This is a genomic window from Salmonella sp. 3C, from assembly GCF_025426275.1.
Classification (GTDB): Bacteria; Pseudomonadota; Gammaproteobacteria; order Enterobacterales; family Enterobacteriaceae; genus Salmonella; species Salmonella enterica.
The window spans coordinates 1,806,022-1,827,736 of sequence record NZ_CP104858.1 but is presented as its reverse complement, the minus strand read 5'-3'; the positions used below and the strand labels follow the sequence as shown (position 1 = coordinate 1,827,736).

Here is a 21,715-nt window from a genome sequence, read left to right as displayed (position 1 = left end):
TTGTCACCTGTATAACCAGTACGCAGTGCTTTCGATGTTGGCACCGCTTTGTATGTAACGTTTAAGCGCGGCGGTGTTGCCCAACTGGGTCGCCACCCGCAATGTTGCTTTGCCGCGACTCTGCGCCCAACAGATCGCCGCCTGCATAAGTTCCGCTCCCGCGCCGCGTCCGGCCAACAGGCCAATGCGCGCGTCGGTATCATTCAATTCCCGCAGCGAGACGTAACCGCGGATAGCGCCTGTCTCCGTGCGAAGCACCAGGCATTGGTGATCAAACGTGCCGCGTACCGCATTCTCAATCCACTGGGCGTAAAAACGGGCGCTGGCGTCGGGCGCATACCACGGCGCGCGAAAACGACTCTGCGTAAACGCCTCTCCGGCCAACTGACGCAAAGCAGGAATGTCCGTAAGGTGTGCAATTTCCGCGCCATGCTGGTCGCGATGCCCTTTTACCGGCAACGCAAAATCCACCTCGCCTTCAACCAAAGAGAATCCCAGCGATTGCAACGCCGACAGCCAGGCGATGTTTTCAGCCGGCACTTTTACCTGCACACGTTGCCACGCCTGCAGCGCTTCTGGCGTTAATTCGGGCGCTGAGGCATCGATACGCACAATGCCGCTATTCACGCCAAAAAACGTATTTTCCCAGAGTAACGGTTCAATACTGGCGCGGACGGGCACGGAGCAACTCCAGTAAATATTGGCCATAGCCGGTTTTTTCAAGCTGACTGGCGGCGCGTTTCAAACCATCATCATCCAGCCAGCCGTTGCGCCAGGCAATCTCCTCCAGACAGGCAATTTTGAAGCCCTGGCGCTTTGATACGCCGCGCGTAATGGGATGCAACCGGGTACCGGAACCTCCCGCCAGAATGATGCCTTTCATTCGTTTCTCCTCCAGGAGTAAGAACCTGCCGTTTAGCGTTTCAGTCCTAAGCGTTCGCCCTGATAACTGCCATCCTGCACGGGTTTCCACCAGGCCTCATTGGCGAGATACCACTGAACGGTTTTTCGCATCCCGCTTTCGAAGGTTTCCTGCGGCGTCCAGCCCAGCTCGCGGGCGATTTTCGACGCGTCGATGGCATAACGTAAGTCATGGCCGGGTCGATCGTCGACGAAGGTAATCAGATCGTGATAATTCGCCACACCCTGCGGTTTTTGTGGGGCCAGTTCTTCCAGCAGAGCGCAGATCGTCCTGACCACATCCAGATTTTTACGTTCGTTATGACCGCCGATATTATACGTTTCGCCCACCGCGCCGTTCGTCACCACGTGATACAACGCACGGGCATGATCCTCTACATACAGCCAGTCGCGAATTTGCTGACCGTTGCCATAGACCGGCAATGGTTTACCCGCCAGCGCGTTCAGAATCATCAGCGGGATCAGTTTTTCCGGGAAATGGTAGGGCCCGTAGTTATTAGAGCAGTTGGTGACAAGCGTAGGCAGACCGTAGGTACGTAACCAGGCGCGTACCAGATGGTCGCTGCTGGCTTTGGAGGCGGAATAAGGGCTGCTTGGCGCATATGGCGTGGTTTCGGTGAAGAAATCGTCTGCAGTATGCAGATCGCCATACACTTCATCGGTGGAGATATGGTGGAAGCGGAACGCCGCTTTAGCGTCCGCGTCAAGCGCGGACCAGTAAGCGCGAGCGGCTTCCAGCAAGGTGTAAGTACCAACGATATTCGTTTCAATAAACGCCGCCGGGCCGTCGATGGAACGGTCTACATGGCTTTCCGCCGCCAGGTGCATCACGCTATCGGGCTGATACTGCTGGAAAACTCGCTCCAGTGATGCCCGATCGCAGATATCCACCTTCTCAAAGGCGAAACGGTCGCTTTGCGCCACCGACGCCAGAGACATCAGGTTGCCCGCATAGGTGAGTTTATCCACCACCACCACCGCGTCTGCCGTTTCATGGATGATATGCCGCACCACCGCAGATCCGATAAAGCCTGCGCCTCCGGTCACCAGAATGCGTTTCATCAGCGCCAGACTCCTTTGGTATCAACCACATAACGTTGATGAACCGCATCGCCGGGAATCGCTTTAAATTCGTCGTGATCGACCAGCATCACCAGCACATCGGCGGCGGTCAGCGCCGCGTCCAGTTTCGCCAGCGTGCAAAGTCCGTCCAATTTTTTCGGCAACTGACGGATATTCGGTTCGACGACCAGGGTTTCGCCGCTGTGCCAGCGGGCGATACTTTGCGCGATCCCCATCGCCGGGCTTTCGCGCAGATCGTCGATATTCGGCTTAAAGGCCAGCCCAAAACAGGCGATTTTCACTTCGCTGGCGCGTTTATCGGTGGCCGCCAGGCAATCTGCGACCGCGGCTTTTACCTGATCGACCACCCAGTGCGGTTTGCCGTCGTTCACTTCACGCGCGGTGCGAATCAGTCTCGCCTGCTGCGGATTTTGCGCCACAATAAACCACGGATCGACCGCAATGCAGTGCCCGCCAACGCCTGGGCCCGGCTGCAAAATATTGACGCGCGGATGGCGGTTCGCCAGACGGATCAATTCCCAGACGTTAATCCCCTGTTCGGCGCAAATCAGCGACAATTCATTCGCAAAGGCGATATTCACATCACGGAAGCTATTTTCCGTCAGCTTGCACATCTCTGCGGTGCGCGAGTTGGTGACAACGCATTCGCCCTCAAGGAAAATTTTGTACAGCGCGCTGGCGCGAGCCGAACATACTGGCGTCATACCGCCAATCACGCGGTCATTTTTAATGAGTTCCACCATCACCTGACCCGGCAGCACACGCTCCGGACAATAGGCGATATTCACGTCGGCCTGCTCGCCCGCCTGCTGGGGAAAGGTCAGATCCGGGCGCATCCCGGCCAGCCAGCCAGCCATTTGCTCCGTTGCGCCGACCGGCGATGTTGATTCCAGAATCACCAGTGCCCCTTTTTTTAATACCGGCGCAATGGATTTCGCCGCGGCTTCCACATAGGCCATGTCAGGGTCGTGATCGCCTTTGAATGGCGTCGGCACGGCAATCAGGTACGCATCGGCCTCGACAGGTGTCGTCGTCGCACGCAGAAAGCCGCCTTCCACCGCCATCTTCACCACATTGCCCAACGCCGGCTCCACGATGTGAATTTCACCGCGATTTATGGTGTCTACCGCATGTTGGTTGATATCCACGCCGATAACCTGCTTCTGGCGGGAAGCAAAAGCGGCCGCAGTCGGTAATCCGATATACCCCAGCCCAATAACAGAAATGGTCGTAAAACTCATAACGATACCCGATAACTTTTTAACGCCTGTAAAATGCGCGCGCATGATTGCCCGTCACCATAAGGATTATGGGCGCGGCTCATGGTTTGATATTCATTTTCGTCGTGCAGCAGACGCATAACTTCCGCCACAATGCGCCGGGAGTCCGTGCCGATCAGTCTTACCGTACCAGCGGTAATGGCTTCCGGACGCTCTGTGGTTTCACGCATGACCAATACCGGCTTACCTAATGACGGCGCTTCTTCCTGAATACCGCCGGAATCGGTCAGAATGAGCCAGGCGTGATTCATCAGCCAGACAAAAGGTAAGTAGTCCTGCGGCTCAATCAGTACCACGTTTTCAACATGGCCGAGGATACGGTTGACAGGTTCGCTGACGTTGGGATTGAGATGCACCGGATAGACAATTTGCACATTCTGGTTCGCGGCGGCGATTTCCGCCAGCGCCTGGCAGATATGCTCAAAGCCCTGACCAAAGCTTTCACGCCGATGACCGGTCACCAAAATCATCTTCTTATTCGCGTTGAGGAAAGGATACTGCTCGGCCAGTTCAGCCTGTAATGTATCGCTCGTCAGAACGCGATCGCGTACCCAGATCAGCGCGTCAATAACGGTATTGCCAGTGACAAAAATGCGCTCATCCGGAATGTTCTCCCGCAACAGATTCTGCCGCGAGTTTTCCGTCGGCGCAAAGTGGTACATCGCCAGATGTCCGGTCAGCGTGCGGTTTGCCTCTTCCGGCCAGGGGGAATAGAGATCGCCGGTTCGCAACCCGGCTTCTACGTGCCCTACCGGAATTCGTTGATAGAAAGCCGCCAGGCTGGTAGCAATCGTAGTGGTGGTATCGCCATGAACCAGCACCACATCAGGTTTAAAATCTGCCAGGATCGGCTTTAATCCCTCCAGAATTCGGCAGGTAATTTCCGTCAACCCCTGTCCCGGCTGCATAATGTTGAGATCGTAATCAGGCACAATAGAAAAAAGAGTTAATACCTGATCAAGCATCTCCCGATGCTGCGCAGTAACGCATACTTTGGCCTCGAAATGAGGATCTTTTTCCAGCGCATGGACCAGAGGCGCCATCTTAATGGCCTCCGGTCGTGTACCAAATACAGTCAGTACTTTCACATCGATTCTCTTCGAATAGACAGTAGGGGCCCAGCCCCCTACTGCAGAGGTGTTGCTAAATCGTGCGGCGACGGGTTAAGGCAACGCCCGCACCGATTAGCGCCCCAACGATACCCCACATGATCATCAGGAAGGCTCGGCGTGGGCTATCACGTTTTACCGGTTCTTCCGGCGTACGCAAATAACGATAGGTCTGAAAACGAGGGTCCAGGGTCGGCCCCACATTAAGCGTATTCAACATTGCCCGATTTTGAAAGTAGTCCAAATCGAACGCAGGGCCAACCGCTTGCAGATTTTCAAGACGCGCCTGCAACATAGGGCGACCGAGTAAAAAAAGCTCTGAGTCCGGTAATTCATCCGCCGGGACATCCGTCGCGCTACGAGAAATATTATGTTGTTCCGCAATTTTGAGCGCCTGCTCAATACTGTTTACACGACGCGAATAGATCGCTTTCGCAACCTCCTCCTGCCGTTTGACCTGGGCTTTCATCTGCACGGTACGCGCAGCCCAGGCACCTTTTAATTCATCATTCAGATGGCTCGCCGCCCGCTGGCTGGCGAATGCGACATACTGACGCAGCAGATTATTGGCGTCCGGCGCAGTTTCAGCAATCAGCTTCACATTGTCGTTGATGGCGCGTGTAAAATCGCCGGGCGTAAACTGTATGTTATTGATCAGTTCATCAAGCATCGCCGCATCAGCTTTGCTATTCCCGACCATTCGCTGCTTGTAATAGTCCGTCTGTAACCAGAAATCGCGACGCGTATCCCAGGAGGCAAGTTGCATGATGAACTCTTTATACGCTTCATCCATCACCGAGGGCTTATCAGAAGAAGCAGGATCGGTCTTAATATCCAGGTTGCGCAGAAACTGCTGCTGGGAGTAATAACCGCCCAACATATTTACGGTTGGGCGATCGGTGATCGCCGTCGCACTCCACTCCTGACGAGCAAAAAAGGTATAGGCTAACGCGATAAGGGCAAATAGCAGGCCAATGCCGATAATCCAGAATTTGCCAGCCCATAAAGTACGAAACAACCCGCGAATATCCAGTTCATTTTCAGCGCTCACCGCGCGTGCCCCCGGTAATGGTTGTGTCATCGTATCCTCATTTACTTGGTTAAGTTTGGCCGGTTCTCACGTTGCCTGCGCAGGCGACGCTTCACACGCTTAATAAATCTCGCCACCTTCCAGGCCCGCTTAATGCAGTAGCCATAGAGGAAGAATGCTAGCAAAAAGAGCACCAACATAACCCATTCAGGAACAAAATGAGAGTATTCTGCCGTTACGCCTACTCCCGCCAGAATCGCCGCTGCGAGCGTAATAAGAACAAATGCCTGGCGGGAAGTAAACCCTGCTCGCATAACCAAATGATGAATATGTTGGCGATCAGGGGAAAAGGGGCTCATCCCTTTACGCAGACGGCGATACATAATCGCCACCATATCCATCAATGGAATAGCGATAATCCATAGCGCGGTAACCGGGCTGATAGAGTGAGTTTTCCCCTGCGTCGTTTCCAGTAAAAGCCAGATGACGGTAAAGCCAATCAGTGTACTACCGGCATCGCCCATAAAGACTTTATAACGCCGCCCCAAAATACCGAGATTAAGCATAATGTAAGGCAGAATCGCGGCGATCATGGCAAAGCACCACATTGCCAGACTAGTCTGACCATCAAACCATAAAATCAGCCCCATCGCCGCAAATGAGACGCTGGATAACCCACCCAGCAGGCCGTCAATACCGTCCACCATATTGAAAGCGTTGATCGCCGCCCATACCGCAAACAGAGTAAGGAAATAGCCAAAGGGGCCAAGCACTAACTCCCAAGGCCCAAAGATGTAACCAAGGCTACCTAAGTGAAGTTTTGCGATAACCATCATTACAACCGCAATAACAGCCTGAACCACAGCACGAATTTTTACACTGATATCAAAACGGTCATCCATCGCACCAACAAAAACCAATACACCAGCGCAAATAAGATATAGCGATAAGTGCGGTATGTAGTAATCCGAGAGGCCAAACATAAAGCAGATTCCTGCAAACACAGAAATCCCGCCGACTAATGGGATAACGCCCTGATGTCGTTTACGAAAGTTTGGTTTATCCACTAAACCAATTTTTATGGCTACTTTTCGCGCAAGAAAAATAAAAATGGTCGTGAATAAAAAAATACTGATTAGCTCAGATAAAGCGGTGAGTAACTTCACAGTGTATGTGCTCTCAGCATATATCATTTCCTTAAAGTATAATGCGTTACGCCAGCTCCTAGAAGAGACCTGTTAGAACATTACACTTTTTACCGCAAACAATGTGTATTGTGCATGGTGTTACTCTGTAGCGCATATCCCGATGACCAGTTTATATGACATGACGCCAGGATGAATCGCAAAACAAAAACGCCACGTAAAAACGTGGCGTTTTCAGGTAAAGACCAGGTTATGAGCGCTTCATCATCTCGAAAAAGTCGTCATTAGTTTTGGTCATCGCCAGTTTGTTAATGAGGAATTCCATCGCGTCAATTTCACCCATCGGATGGATGATTTTACGCAGGATCCACATTTTCTGCAGCTCTTCCTGAGTGGTGAGCAGCTCTTCTTTACGGGTACCGGAACGGTTGTAGTCGATAGCCGGGAAGACACGTTTTTCAGCGATCTTACGCGAGAGATGCAGCTCCATGTTACCGGTGCCTTTAAACTCTTCGTAGATAACTTCGTCCATCTTGGAACCGGTATCGATTAGCGCCGTCGCGATGATAGTCAGGCTACCGCCCTCTTCCACGTTACGCGCCGCGCCGAAGAAACGCTTCGGACGATGCAGGGCGTTAGCGTCCACACCACCGGTCAATACTTTACCGGAAGCCGGCACCACGGTGTTGTAGGCACGCGCCAGACGGGTGATGGAGTCGAGCAGGATGATAACGTCTTTCTTGTGTTCAACCAGACGTTTCGCCTTCTCGATAACCATTTCGGCAACCTGAACGTGGCGGGATGCCGGTTCGTCAAAGGTAGAGGCAACCACTTCGCCTTTCACCAGACGCTGCATCTCGGTCACTTCTTCCGGACGTTCGTCAATCAGCAGCACCATCAGCACGCAGTCTGGGTGGTTATACGCGATGCTCTGCGCGATGTTCTGCAGCAGCATGGTTTTACCCGCCTTCGGCGGCGCGACAATCAGACCGCGCTGGCCGCGACCGATCGGCGAAGCCAGATCCAAAACGCGCGCCGTTAAGTCTTCGGTAGAACCGTTACCACGCTCCATACGCAGACGAGAGTTTGCGTGCAGCGGGGTTAAGTTCTCAAAGAGGATTTTGTTACGGGCGTTTTCCGGTTTGTCGTAGTTAACTTCGTTAACTTTCAACAGCGCAAAATAGCGTTCACCTTCTTTCGGCGGGCGAATCTTACCAGAAATGGTATCACCAGTGCGGAGGTTGAAACGGCGGATTTGGCTGGGGGAAACGTAGATATCATCAGGACCGGCGAGGTAGGAGCTGTCTGCAGAACGGAGGAAACCAAATCCATCCTGCAATATCTCCAGCACACCGTCGCCAAAGATATCTTCGCCACTCTTTGCGTGCTGCTTCAGGATGGCAAAAATAATGTCCTGCTTGCGCATACGGGCCAGGTTTTCCAGCCCCATACTTTCGCCGAGAGTGATCAGCTCAGAAACCGGCGTATTCTTTAATTCGGTAAGATTCATAATGGTGTGAGTTCTTAAACTTGGGGTAAATCTCGAACTTAATGTTGTGAATGGTATGGCAGGGTCATCCATGCCTGTTTACGGCTATCAACTCATGTCTGTTCGCTGTCTGGTCACAGGAAAGTACGCAGAACTGAAACGACAAGACGGAATGAGCGAAGAGCCAGGAATCTTTCCACTTCTCGTGCGAGAAAAAACGGGAAGTGACGGATAAAACCAGATTCAAACTTAATAAGGTATGTTTAATTCGAAGTCAATACTAACTTAGCACGACTCAGACCGGGCGTCCAGAGATCCTGACAATTTAAGAATAACGTAAGGACAACAGACGCCACGAAACTGCCTGATACCTTAATCATTCGTCGAATGACAGACGCCTGACTATACAGCGCCTTTGTCATTCGACGTATAAAAGGTATTACGCCAGATTGGCGTCGAGAAACTCTTTCAACTGACCTTTAGACAGTGCGCCTACTTTGGTTGCCGCCACTTCGCCGTTTTTAAACAGCAGCAGAGTCGGAATACCGCGGATGCCATATTTAGGCGCAGTACCTGGGTTCTGGTCAATGTTCAGTTTGGCAACGGTCAATTTGCCCTGATATTCGTCAGCGATTTCATCCAGAATCGGAGCGATCATTTTACACGGCCCGCACCACTCTGCCCAGAAATCAACGAGGATAGCCCCGTCCGCTTTGAGTACATCCGTGTCAAAACTGTCGTCAGTCAGGTGAATAATTTTATCGCTCATATATAACTCCACAGGAATAAGCCTGGCGTGTTGGTGTAGCATTAACCAACGAGGTGCTGATGTTAACTTCGCCAACAAAGGTTGACTTTATTTCACCGGATACGCTTTCGTAAAGCAATAGTAAGCTGATATTCTACCACACTATGAGCAAAACACATTTAACAGAACAGAAGTTTTCCGACTTCGCCCTGCACCCACAGGTGGTTGAAGCCCTTGAAAAAAAAAGGTTTTATAATTGTACGCCCATTCAGGCACTGGCCCTTCCGCTAACGCTGGCGGGTCGTGACGTTGCAGGGCAGGCGCAAACCGGTACCGGGAAAACGATGGCGTTTCTGACGTCAACGTTTCATTATTTACTTTCTCATCCCGCGATCGACGATCGCAAGGTGAACCAGCCGCGCGCGCTGATCATGGCGCCGACGCGTGAATTAGCCGTACAAATTCACGCAGACGCGGAGCCGTTGGCGCAAGCGACAGGCTTAAAATTAGGCCTGGCTTACGGCGGCGATGGTTACGACAAGCAGCTTAAAGTGCTGGAAAGCGGCGTTGATATTCTTATTGGTACGACGGGCCGACTGATCGACTACGCCAAACAAAATCACATTAACCTCGGCGCCATTCAGGTCGTCGTACTCGATGAAGCCGATCGCATGTACGATTTGGGCTTTATTAAAGATATCCGCTGGCTGTTCCGCCGTATGCCGCCGGCTGCGCAGCGTCTGAACATGTTGTTCTCCGCCACCCTGTCTTATCGGGTTCGCGAGCTGGCGTTTGAACAGATGAACAACGCCGAATATGTTGAAGTGGAACCGGAGCAAAAGACCGGCCACCGCATTAAAGAAGAGCTTTTCTACCCCTCTAATGAAGAGAAAATGCGTTTACTGCAAACGCTGATCGAAGAAGAGTGGCCGGATCGCGCCATTATTTTCGCCAACACCAAGCATCGTTGCGAAGATATCTGGGGACATCTGGCGGCAGATGGCCATCGTGTTGGTCTGCTGACCGGCGACGTCGCGCAGAAAAAGCGCCTGCGGATTCTGGATGAGTTCACCCGCGGCGATCTGGATATTCTTGTGGCGACCGATGTCGCGGCGCGCGGGTTGCATATCCCTGCCGTAACGCACGTCTTTAACTACGATCTGCCAGACGATTGTGAAGACTATGTTCACCGTATCGGTCGTACCGGTCGCGCTGGCGCCAGCGGGCATTCCATCAGCCTGGCTTGCGAAGAGTATGCGCTGAATCTGCCCGCCATTGAGAGCTATATCGGCCACTCGATTCCGGTCAGCAAATACAATCCGGAAGCGCTCATGAACGATCTGCCCAAGCCGTTGCGTCTGACGCGTTCGCGTCCTGGCAATGGTCCGCGCCGCGCTGGCGCTCCGCGTAATCGTCGTCGTTCAGGTTAAGAAAAGTTATGCCATACACAAAATCAATTAGCCTGTATCAAGGCGGCAAGAAAACAAATCCCGATGAGCTTACTTTAGTAAATGATTCAGGGGAGAGTACGCAGCCAACACGGATACAGGTTGAAGGATGAAGTGTATGAATTCCACCTCGTTGTATGCCGCCATTGATCTCGGTTCCAATAGTTTTCATATGCTGGTCGTGCGCGAGGCGTCGGGAAGCATCCAGACGCTGACCCGAATAAAACGTAAGGTGCGTCTGGCCGCGGGTCTGAACAACGACAACCACCTTTCAGCCGAAGCGATGGAACGCGGCTGGCAATGCCTGCGTCTGTTTGCTGAACGTTTGCAGGATATCCCGCAGCCGCAAATCCGCGTGGTTGCCACCGCAACATTGCGTCTCGCCGTCAATGCGGGTGAATTTATCGCGAAAGCGCAGACTATCCTTGGTTGTCCGGTGCAGGTTATCAGCGGCGAAGAAGAGGCGCGGCTGATTTATCAGGGGGTCGCTCATACCACCGGCGGCGCAGATCAGCGACTGGTGGTGGATATCGGCGGCGCCAGCACTGAACTGGTTACCGGCACTGGCGCGCAAACCACGTCGCTATTTAGCCTGTCGATGGGCTGCGTAACGTGGCTTGAACGCTATTTTAGCGATCGTAATCTGGCGCAAGAAAACTTTGATGATGCGGAGAAGGCCGCGCGCGATGTACTGCGTCCGGTCGCCGATGAACTGCGTTTTCATGGCTGGAAGGTCTGCGTGGGTGCCTCCGGCACCGTACAGGCATTGCAGGAAATCATGATGGCGCAGGGGATGGACGAGCGCATTACGCTCGCCAAACTGCAGCAGCTAAAACAACGCGCGATACAGTGCGGGCGTCTGGAAGAGCTGGAAATCGAAGGCCTGACGCTGGAGCGCGCGCTGGTTTTCCCAAGCGGGCTGGCTATTCTGATCGCGATATTTACCGAGCTGAACATCCAGAGCATGACGCTGGCAGGCGGCGCGTTACGCGAAGGGCTGGTGTATGGGATGTTGCATCTGGCGGTAGATCAGGATATCCGCAGCCGCACGCTGCGAAACATTCAGCGTCGGTTTATCGTCGATACCGATCAGGCAAATCGCGTGGCGAAGCTGGCAGATAACTTCCTCAAACAGGTAGAAAATGCCTGGCATATTGAGCCTATCAGTCGTGAACTGTTGCTTAGCGCTTGCCAGTTGCATGAGATCGGTCTGAGCGTTGATTTTAAACAGGCGCCCTATCATGCCGCCTATTTAGTACGCCATTTGGATCTGCCTGGCTATACGCCCGCTCAGAAAAAATTGCTCGCCACCCTCTTACTGAATCAGACCAATCCGGTCGATCTCTCTTCGCTTCATCAGCAAAACGCGGTACCGCCCCGTGTTGCGGAACAGCTATGCCGTTTGCTGCGACTGGCGATTCTTTTTGCCGGTCGCCGTCGTGACGATCTGGTACCAGAAATTACGCTACAGGCGCTAAATGAAAATCTGACGTTAACCTTGCCTGGCGACTGGCTGGCACATCACCCGCTGGGTAAAGAGTTGATTGATCAGGAAAGCCAGTGGCAAAGCTATGTACACTGGCCGCTGGACGTTCGCTAACCGTAGTTTGATTGCCGGATGACGCTTCGCTTATCCGGCCTACGATTTCGCTCGCTTTGCCGCCATCATGGCTTTCAGATTAGCCAGGTGACTTTGCCCTTTTTGCATTCGCTCCTCAGCGCTTACCACTTTGCGCTCCTGCTCCCAGATTAAATCATCCTGCGGCAGTTCTAACAGGAAGCGACTGGGTTCCGGGCGCACCAGTTCCCCATACTGACGGCGCTCTTTACATAATGTAAAGGTGAGCTCTTTCTGCGCACGAGTGATCCCGACATAGGCCAGCCGACGCTCTTCCTCAATATTGTCTTCGTCAATGCTGCTTTGATGCGGCAAAAATCCTTCTTCCATTCCCACCATATAGACATACGGGAATTCCAGTCCTTTCGACGCATGAAGCGTCATCAACTGTACCTGATCCAGCTCTTCTTCGCTCTCGCCGCGCTCCATCATATCGCGCAGCGTAAAGCGTGTAACCACCTGGGTGAGCGTCATCGGCTCATCGAGTTCGTTGCCTTCCAGCATCTCAGTCATCCAGCTAAAGAGCTGGTTAACGTTTTTCATACGCATTTCCGCCGCTTTGGGGCTCGGCGAGGTTTCGTACAACCAGGATTCATAGTCAATACCGTGGATGAGATCGCGCACGGCGGCGACAGGCTCGCGTTCGGCCAGACGCTGGATTTCCCCCAGCCAGTGGGTAAAACGCGTCAATGAATCGTAACCACGCCCGGTCAGCTTTTGGCTAAGCCCCATATCAAAGCTGGCGGTAAACAGGCTTTTATTACGCGTCATTGCCCATTCACCCAGCTTTTGCAGCGTGGCCGGACCGATTTCGCGTTTTGGCGTATTCACGATGCGCAGGAAAGCGCTGTCATCATCCGGGTTGGTCAACACCCGCAGGTAGGCCAGCAGGTCTTTAATCTCCGGACGGGAGAAGAATGAGGTGCCGCCGGAAATTTTGTACGGAATGCGGTTCTGCATGAGGAATTTTTCAAATACCCGCGACTGATGATTCCCGCGATACAGAATGGCGTAATCCTTGTACTGGGTCTTGTTCACAAAGTGATGGGCAATCAGTTCGCCGGTAACGCGCTCAGCTTCATGCTCTTCATTGTTTGCGCTTAACACTTTGAGTTCCGCGCCGTAACCGAGTTCGGAAAAGAGGCGCTTTTCAAAGACGTGCGGATTGTTGGCGATGAGAATATTCGCCGCTTTCAGGATGCGGCCCGAAGAACGATAGTTTTGCTCCAGTTTAATCACCTGCAGCGCCGGAAAGTCCTGGCTCAGTAACACCAGGTTTTGCGGACGCGCCCCGCGCCAGGAGTAGATAGACTGATCGTCATCGCCTACGACCGTAAAGCGCGCGCGTTGCCCAACCAGCAGCTTAACCAACTCATACTGGCTGGTGTTAGTATCCTGATATTCATCCACCAGTAGATAACGAATTTTATTCTGCCAGCGCTCGCGCACCTCGTCATTGCGTTGCAGCAGCAGCGTCGGCAGCAAAATCAAATCATCAAAATCGAGAACGTTGCATGCCTTCATATGGGCGTCGTAAAGCCCGTAGCAGTGGGCAAAAATACGATCGCGTTCACCTTTCGCCCCCGCCGCTGCCTGTGCAGGCGTTTTGAGATCGTTTTTCCAGTTGGAGATCGTGGAGATCAGCTGTTGCAACAGAACCTTGTCGTCTTCGATCAGGCCTTCGGTCAGCTCTTTGAGCAAGGCGACCTGGTCGGTATCGTCAAACAATGAAAAGTTCGATTTCATCCCCAGCGCAGCGTACTCGCGCTTAATAATATCCAGCCCTAGCGTATGAAAGGTGGAGATCATCAAACCGCGCGCTTCCTTACGGCCGAGCGTCTGCCCGACGCGTTCTTTCATCTCACGCGCTGCCTTGTTGGTAAACGTCACCGCCGCAATATGCCGGGCCTGATAGCCGCATCCGCGGATCAGGTGGGCGATTTTATTGGTAATTACGCGAGTTTTACCAGAACCCGCTCCTGCCAGCACCAGGCAGGGTCCGGTGACGAATTCGACAGCGTGTTGTTGGCCGGGATTTAAACGCATGGGAATAGTGCTCAATCTTCGAACGGGGGAGGGATTGTAGCAGAAAGCGAGGCCCAGAGAAGACCAGGCTGCTTTTTCAGGCAGCCTGGAAAAGGTCAATCAGCAGGCTCTGGCGGCAAGCGGCGTATAGCCATTACGCTGTGCGCTCTTGATCCAACTGAAAGAACCCATTAGCGCGATCGCCGTCAGCAGAACATACTCAAGCGACATCGCATAAACGCCCTGTACTGCATGATTTCCAACGGGCAGTATTTGAGTAATTCATAGAGCACTGGGTCGCGTACGACCTGGCGTAGCCCTAAAAGCCAGTCGTCTGGAAATTCTGCGTTTTTCATTATGTTCATGGTATCTCGCCCCTTGTCAGAAAGGACAGGACCGCCGTCCCGCACATCCGAAATACGCCTGCTAAAAATGCCGCTTATCTCCCAGTTCATTAAATCAGGCGGGACATCTGTCCTGTAATGGCGAAGAGTATATGTCTGACGGCCTAAGGAGTGATAAAGTGACGGCCAATCTTTGCGACGTGAGAACACAATAATGGCAAAAATGGCAGCAGCACTGCATATCCTTGTAAAAGAAGAGAAACTGGCTTTAGATCTTCTGGAGCAAATTAAAAACGGCGGCGATTTTGAGAAGCTGGCGAAGAAGCATTCTATCTGCCCATCCGGTAAAAAAGGCGGTCATTTAGGCGAATTTCGTCAGGGCCAGATGGTTCCGGCATTCGATAAAGTAGTCTTTTCCTGCCCGGTACTGGAGCCAACCGGCCCGCTGCATACCCAGTTCGGTTACCACATCATTAAAGTATTGTATCGCAAATAAAAAACCGGGTAGCGGCTACGCCTTACCCGGCCTACATCGTCTGCTTGATTTTGTAGGTCGGGTAAGCGCTAGCACCACCCGACAAGGTATATCAACCCGCTACCGCAATACGCTTCATATCCGTCATATAGCCGCGCAGTTTCTTACCTACCTGCTCAATCGCATGGCTACGAATCGCGTCGTTCACGTCGCGAAGCTGTGCGTTGTCTACCGCGCCTTCCGGGATAGCACTACCCAGATCGCCCGGTTGCAATTCCGCCATAAACGGTTTCAGCAGCGGTACGCAAGCGTAAGAGAACAGGTAGTTACCGTATTCTGCGGTATCGGAGATAACCACGTTCATTTCGTACAGGCGCTTACGGGCGATGGTGTTCGCGATCAGCGGCAGTTCGTGCAGTGATTCGTAGTAAGCGGATTCTTCGATGATGCCGGAATCGACCATGGTTTCGAACGCCAGCTCAACGCCCGCTTTCACCATCGCGATCATCAGCACGCCTTTATCGAAGTACTCCTGCTCGCCGATTTTACCTTCAAACTGCGGTGCGGTTTCGAACGCGGTTTTACCGGTCTCTTCACGCCAGGTCAGCAGTTTCTTATCGTCGTTCGCCCAGTCAGCCATCATGCCGGAAGAGAATTCGCCGGAGATGATGTCATCCATGTGTTTCTGGAACAGCGGCGCCATGATCTCTTTCAGCTGTTCGGACAGCGCGTAAGCACGCAGTTTCGCCGGGTTAGACAGACGGTCCATCATCAGGGTGATGCCGCCCTGCTTCAGCGCTTCGGTGATGTTTTCCCAGCCGAACTGAATCAGTTTTTCCGCGTATGCCGGGTCGGTGCCTTCTGCCACCAGCTTGTCGAAGCACAGCAGAGAACCGGCCTGCAGCATACCGCACAGAATAGTCTGCTCGCCCATCAGGTCGGATTTCACTTCCGCCACGAAAGAAGATTCCAGTACGCCCGCACGGTGACCACCGGTGGCCGCCGCCCAGGCTTTAGCAATCGCCATGCCTTCGCCTTTCGGATCGTTTTCCGGGTGAACGGCGATCAGCGTCGGCACGCCGAAACCACGTTTGTACTCTTCACGCACTTCGGTCCCCGGGCACTTCGGCGCCACCATCACCACGGTGATGTCTTTACGGATCTGCTCTCCCACTTCCACGATGTTGAAGCCGTGGGAGTAGCCCAGCGCTGCGCCGTCTTTCATCAGCGGCTGTACAGAACGTACAACGTCGGAGTGCTGTTTGTCCGGCGTCAGGTTAACCACCAGGTCAGCCTGCGGGATCAGCTCTTCGTAGGTGCCTACTTTGAAGCCGTTTTCGGTCGCTTTACGCCAGGAGGCGCGCTTCTCAGCAATAGCTTCTTTACGCAGGGCGTAGGAAATATCCAGACCGGAGTCACGCATGTTCAGGCCCTGGTTCAGACCCTGAGCGCCACAGCCGACGATGACCACTTTTTTACCCTGAAGGTAGCTCGCGCCGTCGGCGAATTCGTCGCGGCCCATAAAGCGACATTTACCCAGCTGCGCCAGCTGCTGGCGCAGATTCAGTGTATTAAAGTAGTTAGCCATGATGGTGTACTCCGTGATGTTGTGTTGTCGCGCTTATTGTTCGGTTTACAGATTGCTATCTGTGCGAATGAACCCACATTACAACAGGAAATTTATTGCGGAAATTGATATATTCACAACGTTATGTTGCGGTTTATGCAACGTCAAAAACCGGAGGTCTGTCTGTGGATTTACGCGATCTAAAAACCTTCCTGCATCTGGCGGAAAGCCGCCACTTTGGCCGCAGCGCGCGGGCGATGCACGTCAGCCCCTCCACGCTCTCCCGGCAGATTCAGCGGCTGGAAGAAGATCTCGGCCAGCCGCTGTTTGTGCGTGATAACCGCACGGTCACGCTGACCGAAGCGGGTGAAGAGCTGCGAGTGTTTGCCCAACAGACGCTTTTGCAATATCAGCAGTTGCGCCATACCCTCGATCAGCAGGGGCCATCCCTTTCCGGCGAACTGCATATTTTCTGCTCGGTGACCGCGGCATACAGTCATCTGCCGCCGATCCTCGACCGCTTCCGCGCCGAACATCCCTCGGTGGAAATTAAGCTCACCACCGGCGACGCCGCCGACGCCATGGACAAAGTGGTCACCGGCGAGGCCGATCTGGCGATTGCCGGTAAGCCGGAAACGCTGCCCGGTGCGGTGGCGTTTTCGATGCTGGAGAATCTGGCAGTGGTGCTGATCGCCCCGGCGCTGCCCTGCCCGGTGCGTAATCAGGTTTCGGTCGACAAGCCAGACTGGTCGACGGTGCCGTTTATCATGGCCGACCAGGGGCCGGTACGCCGTCGCATTGAGCTATGGTTCCGCCGGCATAAAATCAGCAATCCGCAGATTTACGCCACCGTCGGCGGTCACGAAGCGATGGTCTCAATGGTGGCGCTGGGCTGCGGCGTGGCGCTGCTGCCGGAAGTGGTGCTGGAAAACAGCCCGGAGCCAGTGCGCAACCGGGTGATGATTTTAGAACGCAGCGATGAAAAAACGCCGTTTGAACTCGGCGTCTGCGCGCAAAAAAAGCGGCTGCATGAGCCGCTAATTGATGCGTTCTGGAAGATTTTACCGAATTAGTTTTACGGCCCTACCATTACCCGAACAGGCTTCCCAATACGGCTAAGCATATTCACCAGAGCATCAATGGTGAATTTGCTGCATTTCTTGTTGACGACATCCGAAACGCGCGGTCGGGATATATGCAAAACTGTAGCAACCTCGGCTTGCTTCATCTGGTTTTGCGTAATCCAGAGGGTAATTTCTTCCATTAGCTGTTGTTTAATGGCTAACGTGTTTTCGATTTCATTCAGGGAATCAGCGTAAAACTTTTCTGCGTCCTGCTTATGAAACCCCAAATCAGCAAAAACATTACCGCCAGATGGCGTCACATGGCGAATATCACTATCAGTTTTGGCAATCACAAGCTGTTTCTCCGTTGTTGCACCACCCGGTTATAACGCGTTCTGGCGATGTTTTTATCATGCTGACTGGTTTGTTGCGTCTGTTTTTGGAAACTATGCAAAACGTAGAGTGCTTCTTCAAACTTAGCGACATACATAACGCGATAGATACCATTGTTGTCACGAATACGAATTTCATTTACCCCAGCCCCAATTTCTGAAAACGGTTTCCAGTCATCGGGTTCAATTCCATACTGAATTTTGTGAAGCTGATAACCGACTGCTTTACGTACCGTTATGGGAAAAGCCAGGAGATCCTCCAGAGAAGATCCCACCCATCGAATTTCTTTTTCATTGGAGAGAGCTCGGGTGAGTAACATAACACCCTTGTGTATAAAATTTTATACATTGCTTTTAACAGGTGCAAATGATGGCGGTGCTAACGATATGGTGAGCCGAGTTTCACCACAAGCAGATTGGGCGCCTTCTGGAAAACGTCTCGCAAAATTAAATGAGTGGATGCTCCGGGCTGGCAGAAAAGCCCAATAACTGAGGGAAGATCATATCTGGATATCAGGCCCACTTTACTTTGTGGGCCTGAAAAACTAAACGCTGAATTAACCCGCCAGAAAGAACCGGAACGCCGGGTTATTGCTCTCATCATGGCATTCATAGCCCAGCTCATGCAGCCGGGTTTCGAAATCCGGCTCATGATCGCCTAACTCGAACGCCGCCAGCACGCGGCCATAATCGGTACCGTGGCTGCGGTAATGGAATAGCGAAATATTCCAGTGCGTGCCAAGCGTATGCAGGAATTTGAGCAACGCGCCGGGCGACTCCGGAAATTCAAAGCTGTAGAGGCGTTCCTGTAGCGGATGGGATGGACGCCCGCCGACCATATAGCGCACATGCAGCTTCGCCATTTCATCGTCGGAGAGATCCACTACGCTATAACCGCCGTCGCACAGTTGGGTGATAATCTCTTTTCGCTCCTCCAGCCCCTGACTGACGCGTACGCCGACAAAAATACAGGCATTTTTCGCGTCGGCAAAACGGTAGTTAAATTCGGTGACCATACGCCCGCCAAGCAACTGGCAGAATTTGAGAAAGCTCCCCTTTTCTTCCGGAATGGTCACCGCCAGTAACGCTTCGCGCTGTTCCCCCAGCTCGCAGCGTTCAGACACATAGCGCAAGCCGTGGAAGTTGACGTTGGCGCCGGAAAGGACGTGCGCCAGGCGTTCGCCGCGAATATTGTGCAGGGCGATATATTTTTTCATCCCCGCCAGCGCCAGCGCGCCGGACGGCTCCGCCACCGCACGCACATCTTCAAACAGATCTTTCATCGCCGCGCAGATAGCGTCGCTATCGACTGTAATAATGTCGTCGAGATATTCCTGGCACAGGCGGAAGGTTTCGTCGCCGATGCGTTTTACCGCCACGCCTTCAGCAAATAACCCAACGCGCGGGAGATCCACTGGATGACCGGCTTCCAACGCCGCTTTCAGGCAGGCGGAATCATCCGCTTCGACGGCAATCACTTTGATTTGCGGCATCAATTGTTTGATCAGTACCGCTACGCCCGCCGCCAGGCCGCCGCCGCCAACCGGCACAAAGACACGATCGAGATGCGAATCCTGCTGAAGCAGCTCCAGCGCCAGCGTGCCCTGCCCGGCGATCACCATTGGGTGATCAAACGGCGGCACCCAGGTAAAACCCTGCTGCTGCGCCAGTTCAATAGCTTTCGCTTTCGCTTCATCAAAATTAGCGCCGTGCAACAGCACTTCGCCGCCAAAACCGCGTACCGCATCGACTTTAATATCCGCCGTTGCTTTTGGCATGACGATCAGAGACTTCACGCCAAGCCGCGCGGAGGAAAACGCCACGCCCTGTGCATGGTTCCCCGCCGACGCGGTAATCACGCCGTGGGCTTTTTGTTCTTCGGTCAATCCGGCCATCATCGCGTAAGCGCCGCGCAGCTTAAAGCTATGTACCGGCTGCCGGTCTTCGCGTTTGACGAGAATAACGTTATCCAGACGTGACGAGAGCTTTTCCATTTTTTGCAGCGGCGTCACCTGCGCCGCTTCGTATACTGGCGCGCGTAGCACCGCGCGCAGATACTCCGCCCCTTCCGGCGCGACTGACAGTGGTTGAGATTCCGCCATCATCAACCTCCCAGTTTCGATTTATCGCGCACCGCGCCTTTATCGGCGCTGGTCGCCAGGCTGGCGTAGGCACGCAGGGCAAACGAAACCTGACGCTGACGATTTTTCGGCGTCCAGGCTTTGTCGCCACGAGCCTCCTGCGCCTCACGGCGTGCGGCGATTTCAGCCTCGTTCAACTGCAACTGAATGCTGCGGTTCGGGATATCAATCGCAATAGTGTCGCCATCTTCAATCAACGCAATAGTGCCGCCGCTGGCCGCTTCCGGCGAGACGTGGCCGATGGAAAGACCCGAAGTACCGCCGGAGAAACGCCCATCGGTGATGAGCGCGCAGGCTTTGCCCAGCCCCATCGACTTCAGGAAACTGGTCGGATAGAGCATTTCCTGCATTCCCGGCCCGCCTTTCGGCCCTTCGTAGCGGATCACGACTACATCGCCTTCCACTACTTTGCCGCCGAGAATCGCCTCTACCGCGTCGTCCTGGCTTTCATACACTTTAGCCGGGCCGGTAAATTTAAGGATGCTGTCATCCACGCCTGCGGTTTTCACAATGCAGCCGTTTTCGGCGAAGTTGCCATACAGCACCGCCAGACCGCCGTCTTTGCTATAGGCATATTCCAGCGAGCGGATGCAACCCGCTGCGCGGTCGTCATCCAGCGAATCCCAGCGACAATCCTGCGAGAACGCCTGGGTAGTACGGATACCGGCAGGGCCAGCACGGAACATTTTTTTAACCGCTTCGTCCTGCGTAACCGTGATGTCGTACTGTTCCAGCGTTTGCGGCAGCGTCAGGCCTAATACGTTTTTCACGTTGCAGTTCAGCAGCCCGGCGCGATCCAGCTCGCCTAAAATACCCAGCACACCGCCGGCACGGTGAACATCTTCCATATGATATTTCTGGGTACTTGGCGCCACTTTACACAGCTGCGGCACCTTGCGGGACAGCTTGTCGATATCACTCATGGTGAAGTCGATTTCCGCTTCCTGCGCCGCCGCCAGCAGGTGAAGAACGGTGTTGGTCGAACCGCCCATCGCGATATCCAGCGTCATCGCGTTTTCAAACGCGGCTTTGCTGGCGATGTTACGCGGCAGTGCACTTTCGTCGTTTTGCTCGTAATAGCGTTTAGTCAGTTCAACAATCCGCTTACCGGCATTGAGGAACAACTGCTTACGGTCAGCGTGAGTTGCCAGCAGCGAGCCGTTGCCCGGCTGCGACAGGCCCAGCGCTTCGGTCAGGCAATTCATGGAGTTAGCGGTAAACATGCCGGAGCAGGAGCCGCAGGTTGGACAGGCGGAGCGTTCAACCTGGTTACTTTGATCGTCAGAGACTTTCGGGTCCGCTCCCTGAATCATGGCATCAACCAGATCCAGCTTGATAATTTTGTCTGAAAGCTTGGTTTTCCCGGCTTCCATCGGTCCGCCAGAGACAAAGATCACCGGAATATTCAGGCGCAGCGAGGCCATGAGCATCCCTGGGGTGATTTTGTCGCAGTTGGAGATACACACCATCGCGTCAGCGCAGTGAGCGTTCACCATGTACTCAACGGAGTCGGCGATCAGCTCGCGCGACGGCAGTGAATAGAGCATACCCCCGTGCCCCATGGCAATCCCGTCATCCACGGCAATAGTGTTGAACTCTTTCGCCACCCCGCCGGAAGCTTCAATCTGTTCGGCGACCAGCTTACCGAGATCGCGCAGATGAACGTGACCCGGCACAAACTGAGTGAATGAGTTCACCACGGCGATAATCGGTTTGCCAAAATCACTGTCGGTCATTCCGGTGGCGCGCCACAGCGCGCGGGCACCCGCCATATTACGACCATGGGTGGTGGTGGCGGAACGGTACTTAGGCATGCTTTATTTACTCCCCATCTTT

The 21,715-nt window shown here is 53.6% G+C and carries 20 protein-coding genes and 2 pseudogenes; 4 read left to right on the top strand and 18 right to left on the bottom strand.

Going from position 1 to position 21,715, the window contains the following annotated elements:
* Nucleotides 1-3 precede the first annotated feature (3 nt).
* The 10 genes from rffC to trxA all read right to left on the bottom strand — a co-directional run bounded on the left by rffC (nt 4) and on the right by trxA (nt 8,826).
* Nucleotides 4-681, bottom strand: coding sequence for a dTDP-4-amino-4,6-dideoxy-D-galactose acyltransferase (gene rffC, locus N7E69_RS08690; protein ID WP_001145156.1), 678 nt, complete (start codon nt 679-681; stop codon nt 4-6).
* Nucleotides 659-973 (bottom strand): sugar phosphate nucleotidyltransferase, encoded by a 315-nt coding sequence (locus N7E69_RS08685; RefSeq protein WP_223151143.1) that lies wholly within the window; start codon nt 971-973, stop codon nt 659-661. The genes rffC and N7E69_RS08685 overlap by 23 nt, the downstream gene beginning before the upstream one ends.
* Nucleotides 916-1,983, bottom strand: coding sequence for a dTDP-glucose 4,6-dehydratase (gene rffG / locus N7E69_RS08680; RefSeq protein ID WP_000822143.1), 1,068 nt, complete (start codon nt 1,981-1,983; stop codon nt 916-918). Before rffG ends, N7E69_RS08685 begins: the two co-directional genes overlap by 58 nt.
* Nucleotides 1,983-3,245 carry a UDP-N-acetyl-D-mannosamine dehydrogenase gene (gene wecC, locus N7E69_RS08675; protein WP_000011238.1) on the bottom strand — a complete coding sequence of 421 codons (1,263 nt, stop codon included), beginning with the start codon at nt 3,243-3,245 and terminating at the stop codon, nt 1,983-1,985. The genes rffG and wecC overlap by 1 nt, the downstream gene beginning before the upstream one ends.
* Nucleotides 3,242-4,372: a non-hydrolyzing UDP-N-acetylglucosamine 2-epimerase gene (wecB, locus tag N7E69_RS08670; protein WP_000866685.1), complete on the bottom strand. Its 1,131-nt coding sequence runs from the start codon at nt 4,370-4,372 to the stop codon at nt 3,242-3,244. Before wecB ends, wecC begins: the two co-directional genes overlap by 4 nt.
* Before the next feature lie 55 nt (nt 4,373-4,427).
* Complete coding sequence (gene wzzE, locus N7E69_RS08665; RefSeq protein WP_000193413.1) at nt 4,428-5,474, bottom strand: ECA polysaccharide chain length modulation protein; 1,047 nt, start codon at nt 5,472-5,474, stop codon at nt 4,428-4,430.
* Between the two features lie 11 nt (nt 5,475-5,485).
* Nucleotides 5,486-6,589 carry a UDP-N-acetylglucosamine--undecaprenyl-phosphate N-acetylglucosaminephosphotransferase gene (wecA, locus tag N7E69_RS08660; RefSeq protein WP_000771937.1) on the bottom strand — a complete coding sequence of 368 codons (1,104 nt, stop codon included), beginning with the start codon at nt 6,587-6,589 and terminating at the stop codon, nt 5,486-5,488.
* A 229-nt stretch (nt 6,590-6,818) separates the two neighbouring features.
* Complete coding sequence (gene rho, locus N7E69_RS08655) at nt 6,819-8,078, bottom strand: transcription termination factor Rho (protein ID WP_001054532.1); 1,260 nt, start codon at nt 8,076-8,078, stop codon at nt 6,819-6,821.
* Nucleotides 8,079-8,165: 87 nt separating this feature from the next.
* Nucleotides 8,166-8,249, bottom strand: a complete 84-nt coding sequence (locus N7E69_RS08650) for a rho operon leader peptide (protein ID WP_134820045.1) — start codon at nt 8,247-8,249, stop codon at nt 8,166-8,168.
* Nucleotides 8,250-8,496: 247 nt separating this feature from the next.
* Nucleotides 8,497-8,826 carry a thioredoxin TrxA gene (gene trxA, locus N7E69_RS08645; RefSeq protein ID WP_001280776.1) on the bottom strand — a complete coding sequence of 110 codons (330 nt, stop codon included), beginning with the start codon at nt 8,824-8,826 and terminating at the stop codon, nt 8,497-8,499.
* A gap of 143 nt (nt 8,827-8,969) precedes the next feature.
* Here trxA and rhlB point away from each other — a divergent pair, with 143 nt between their 5' ends.
* Together rhlB and gppA are read left to right on the top strand one after the other, a co-directional pair.
* Nucleotides 8,970-10,235 carry an ATP-dependent RNA helicase RhlB gene (gene rhlB, locus N7E69_RS08640; RefSeq protein ID WP_000047531.1) on the top strand — a complete coding sequence of 422 codons (1,266 nt, stop codon included), beginning with the start codon at nt 8,970-8,972 and terminating at the stop codon, nt 10,233-10,235.
* A gap of 136 nt (nt 10,236-10,371) precedes the next feature.
* Entirely contained in the window at nt 10,372-11,853 is a 1,482-nt protein-coding gene (gene gppA / locus N7E69_RS08635; protein ID WP_001089454.1) for a guanosine-5'-triphosphate,3'-diphosphate diphosphatase, read from the top strand.
* A gap of 39 nt (nt 11,854-11,892) precedes the next feature.
* Here the strand turns inward: gppA and rep are convergent, their stop codons facing one another.
* From rep to N7E69_RS24475, 3 genes and pseudogenes are all read right to left on the bottom strand, one after another.
* Nucleotides 11,893-13,917 carry a DNA helicase Rep gene (gene rep / locus N7E69_RS08630; protein WP_001238842.1) on the bottom strand — a complete coding sequence of 675 codons (2,025 nt, stop codon included), beginning with the start codon at nt 13,915-13,917 and terminating at the stop codon, nt 11,893-11,895.
* A gap of 99 nt (nt 13,918-14,016) precedes the next feature.
* Nucleotides 14,017-14,154: pseudogene (locus N7E69_RS08625) on the bottom strand (nicotinamide riboside transporter PnuC); the annotation flags it as partial.
* Nucleotides 14,106-14,261 (bottom strand): annotated as a pseudogene (locus N7E69_RS24475) (Crp/Fnr family transcriptional regulator); the annotation flags it as partial. The pseudogenes N7E69_RS24475 and N7E69_RS08625, both read right to left, overlap by 49 nt.
* A gap of 193 nt (nt 14,262-14,454) precedes the next feature.
* On the opposite strand from N7E69_RS24475, the gene ppiC reads away from it, so the two are divergent.
* The gene (gene ppiC, locus N7E69_RS08620) at nt 14,455-14,736 is read left to right on the top strand and encodes a peptidylprolyl isomerase PpiC (protein WP_001096806.1); all 282 of its coding nucleotides are present in this window, start codon (nt 14,455-14,457) and stop codon (nt 14,734-14,736) included.
* A 91-nt stretch (nt 14,737-14,827) separates the two neighbouring features.
* Here ppiC and ilvC read toward each other — a convergent pair whose 3' ends face one another.
* Nucleotides 14,828-16,303, bottom strand: coding sequence for a ketol-acid reductoisomerase (gene ilvC, locus N7E69_RS08615; RefSeq protein WP_000024940.1), 1,476 nt, complete (start codon nt 16,301-16,303; stop codon nt 14,828-14,830).
* A 164-nt stretch (nt 16,304-16,467) separates the two neighbouring features.
* On the opposite strand from ilvC, the gene ilvY reads away from it, so the two are divergent.
* Entirely contained in the window at nt 16,468-17,355 is an 888-nt protein-coding gene (gene ilvY / locus N7E69_RS08610) for an HTH-type transcriptional activator IlvY (protein WP_000365797.1), read from the top strand.
* A gap of 2 nt (nt 17,356-17,357) precedes the next feature.
* Here ilvY and N7E69_RS08605 read toward each other — a convergent pair whose 3' ends face one another.
* From N7E69_RS08605 to ilvD, 4 genes are all read right to left on the bottom strand, one after another.
* Nucleotides 17,358-17,699, bottom strand: coding sequence for a helix-turn-helix domain-containing protein (locus N7E69_RS08605; protein ID WP_000560824.1), 342 nt, complete (start codon nt 17,697-17,699; stop codon nt 17,358-17,360).
* On the bottom strand, nt 17,696-18,013 hold the full coding sequence (locus N7E69_RS08600; protein WP_000535852.1) for a type II toxin-antitoxin system RelE/ParE family toxin: 318 nt from the start codon (nt 18,011-18,013) through the stop codon (nt 17,696-17,698). The genes N7E69_RS08605 and N7E69_RS08600 overlap by 4 nt, the downstream gene beginning before the upstream one ends.
* A gap of 282 nt (nt 18,014-18,295) precedes the next feature.
* A complete protein-coding gene (ilvA, locus tag N7E69_RS08595) occupies nt 18,296-19,840 on the bottom strand; it encodes a threonine ammonia-lyase, biosynthetic (RefSeq protein WP_001675535.1) in 1,545 nt (514 codons plus the stop codon).
* A 2-nt stretch (nt 19,841-19,842) separates the two neighbouring features.
* Nucleotides 19,843-21,693 (bottom strand): dihydroxy-acid dehydratase, encoded by a 1,851-nt coding sequence (gene ilvD, locus N7E69_RS08590; protein WP_001127431.1) that lies wholly within the window; start codon nt 21,691-21,693, stop codon nt 19,843-19,845.
* Nucleotides 21,694-21,715 lie beyond the last annotated feature (22 nt).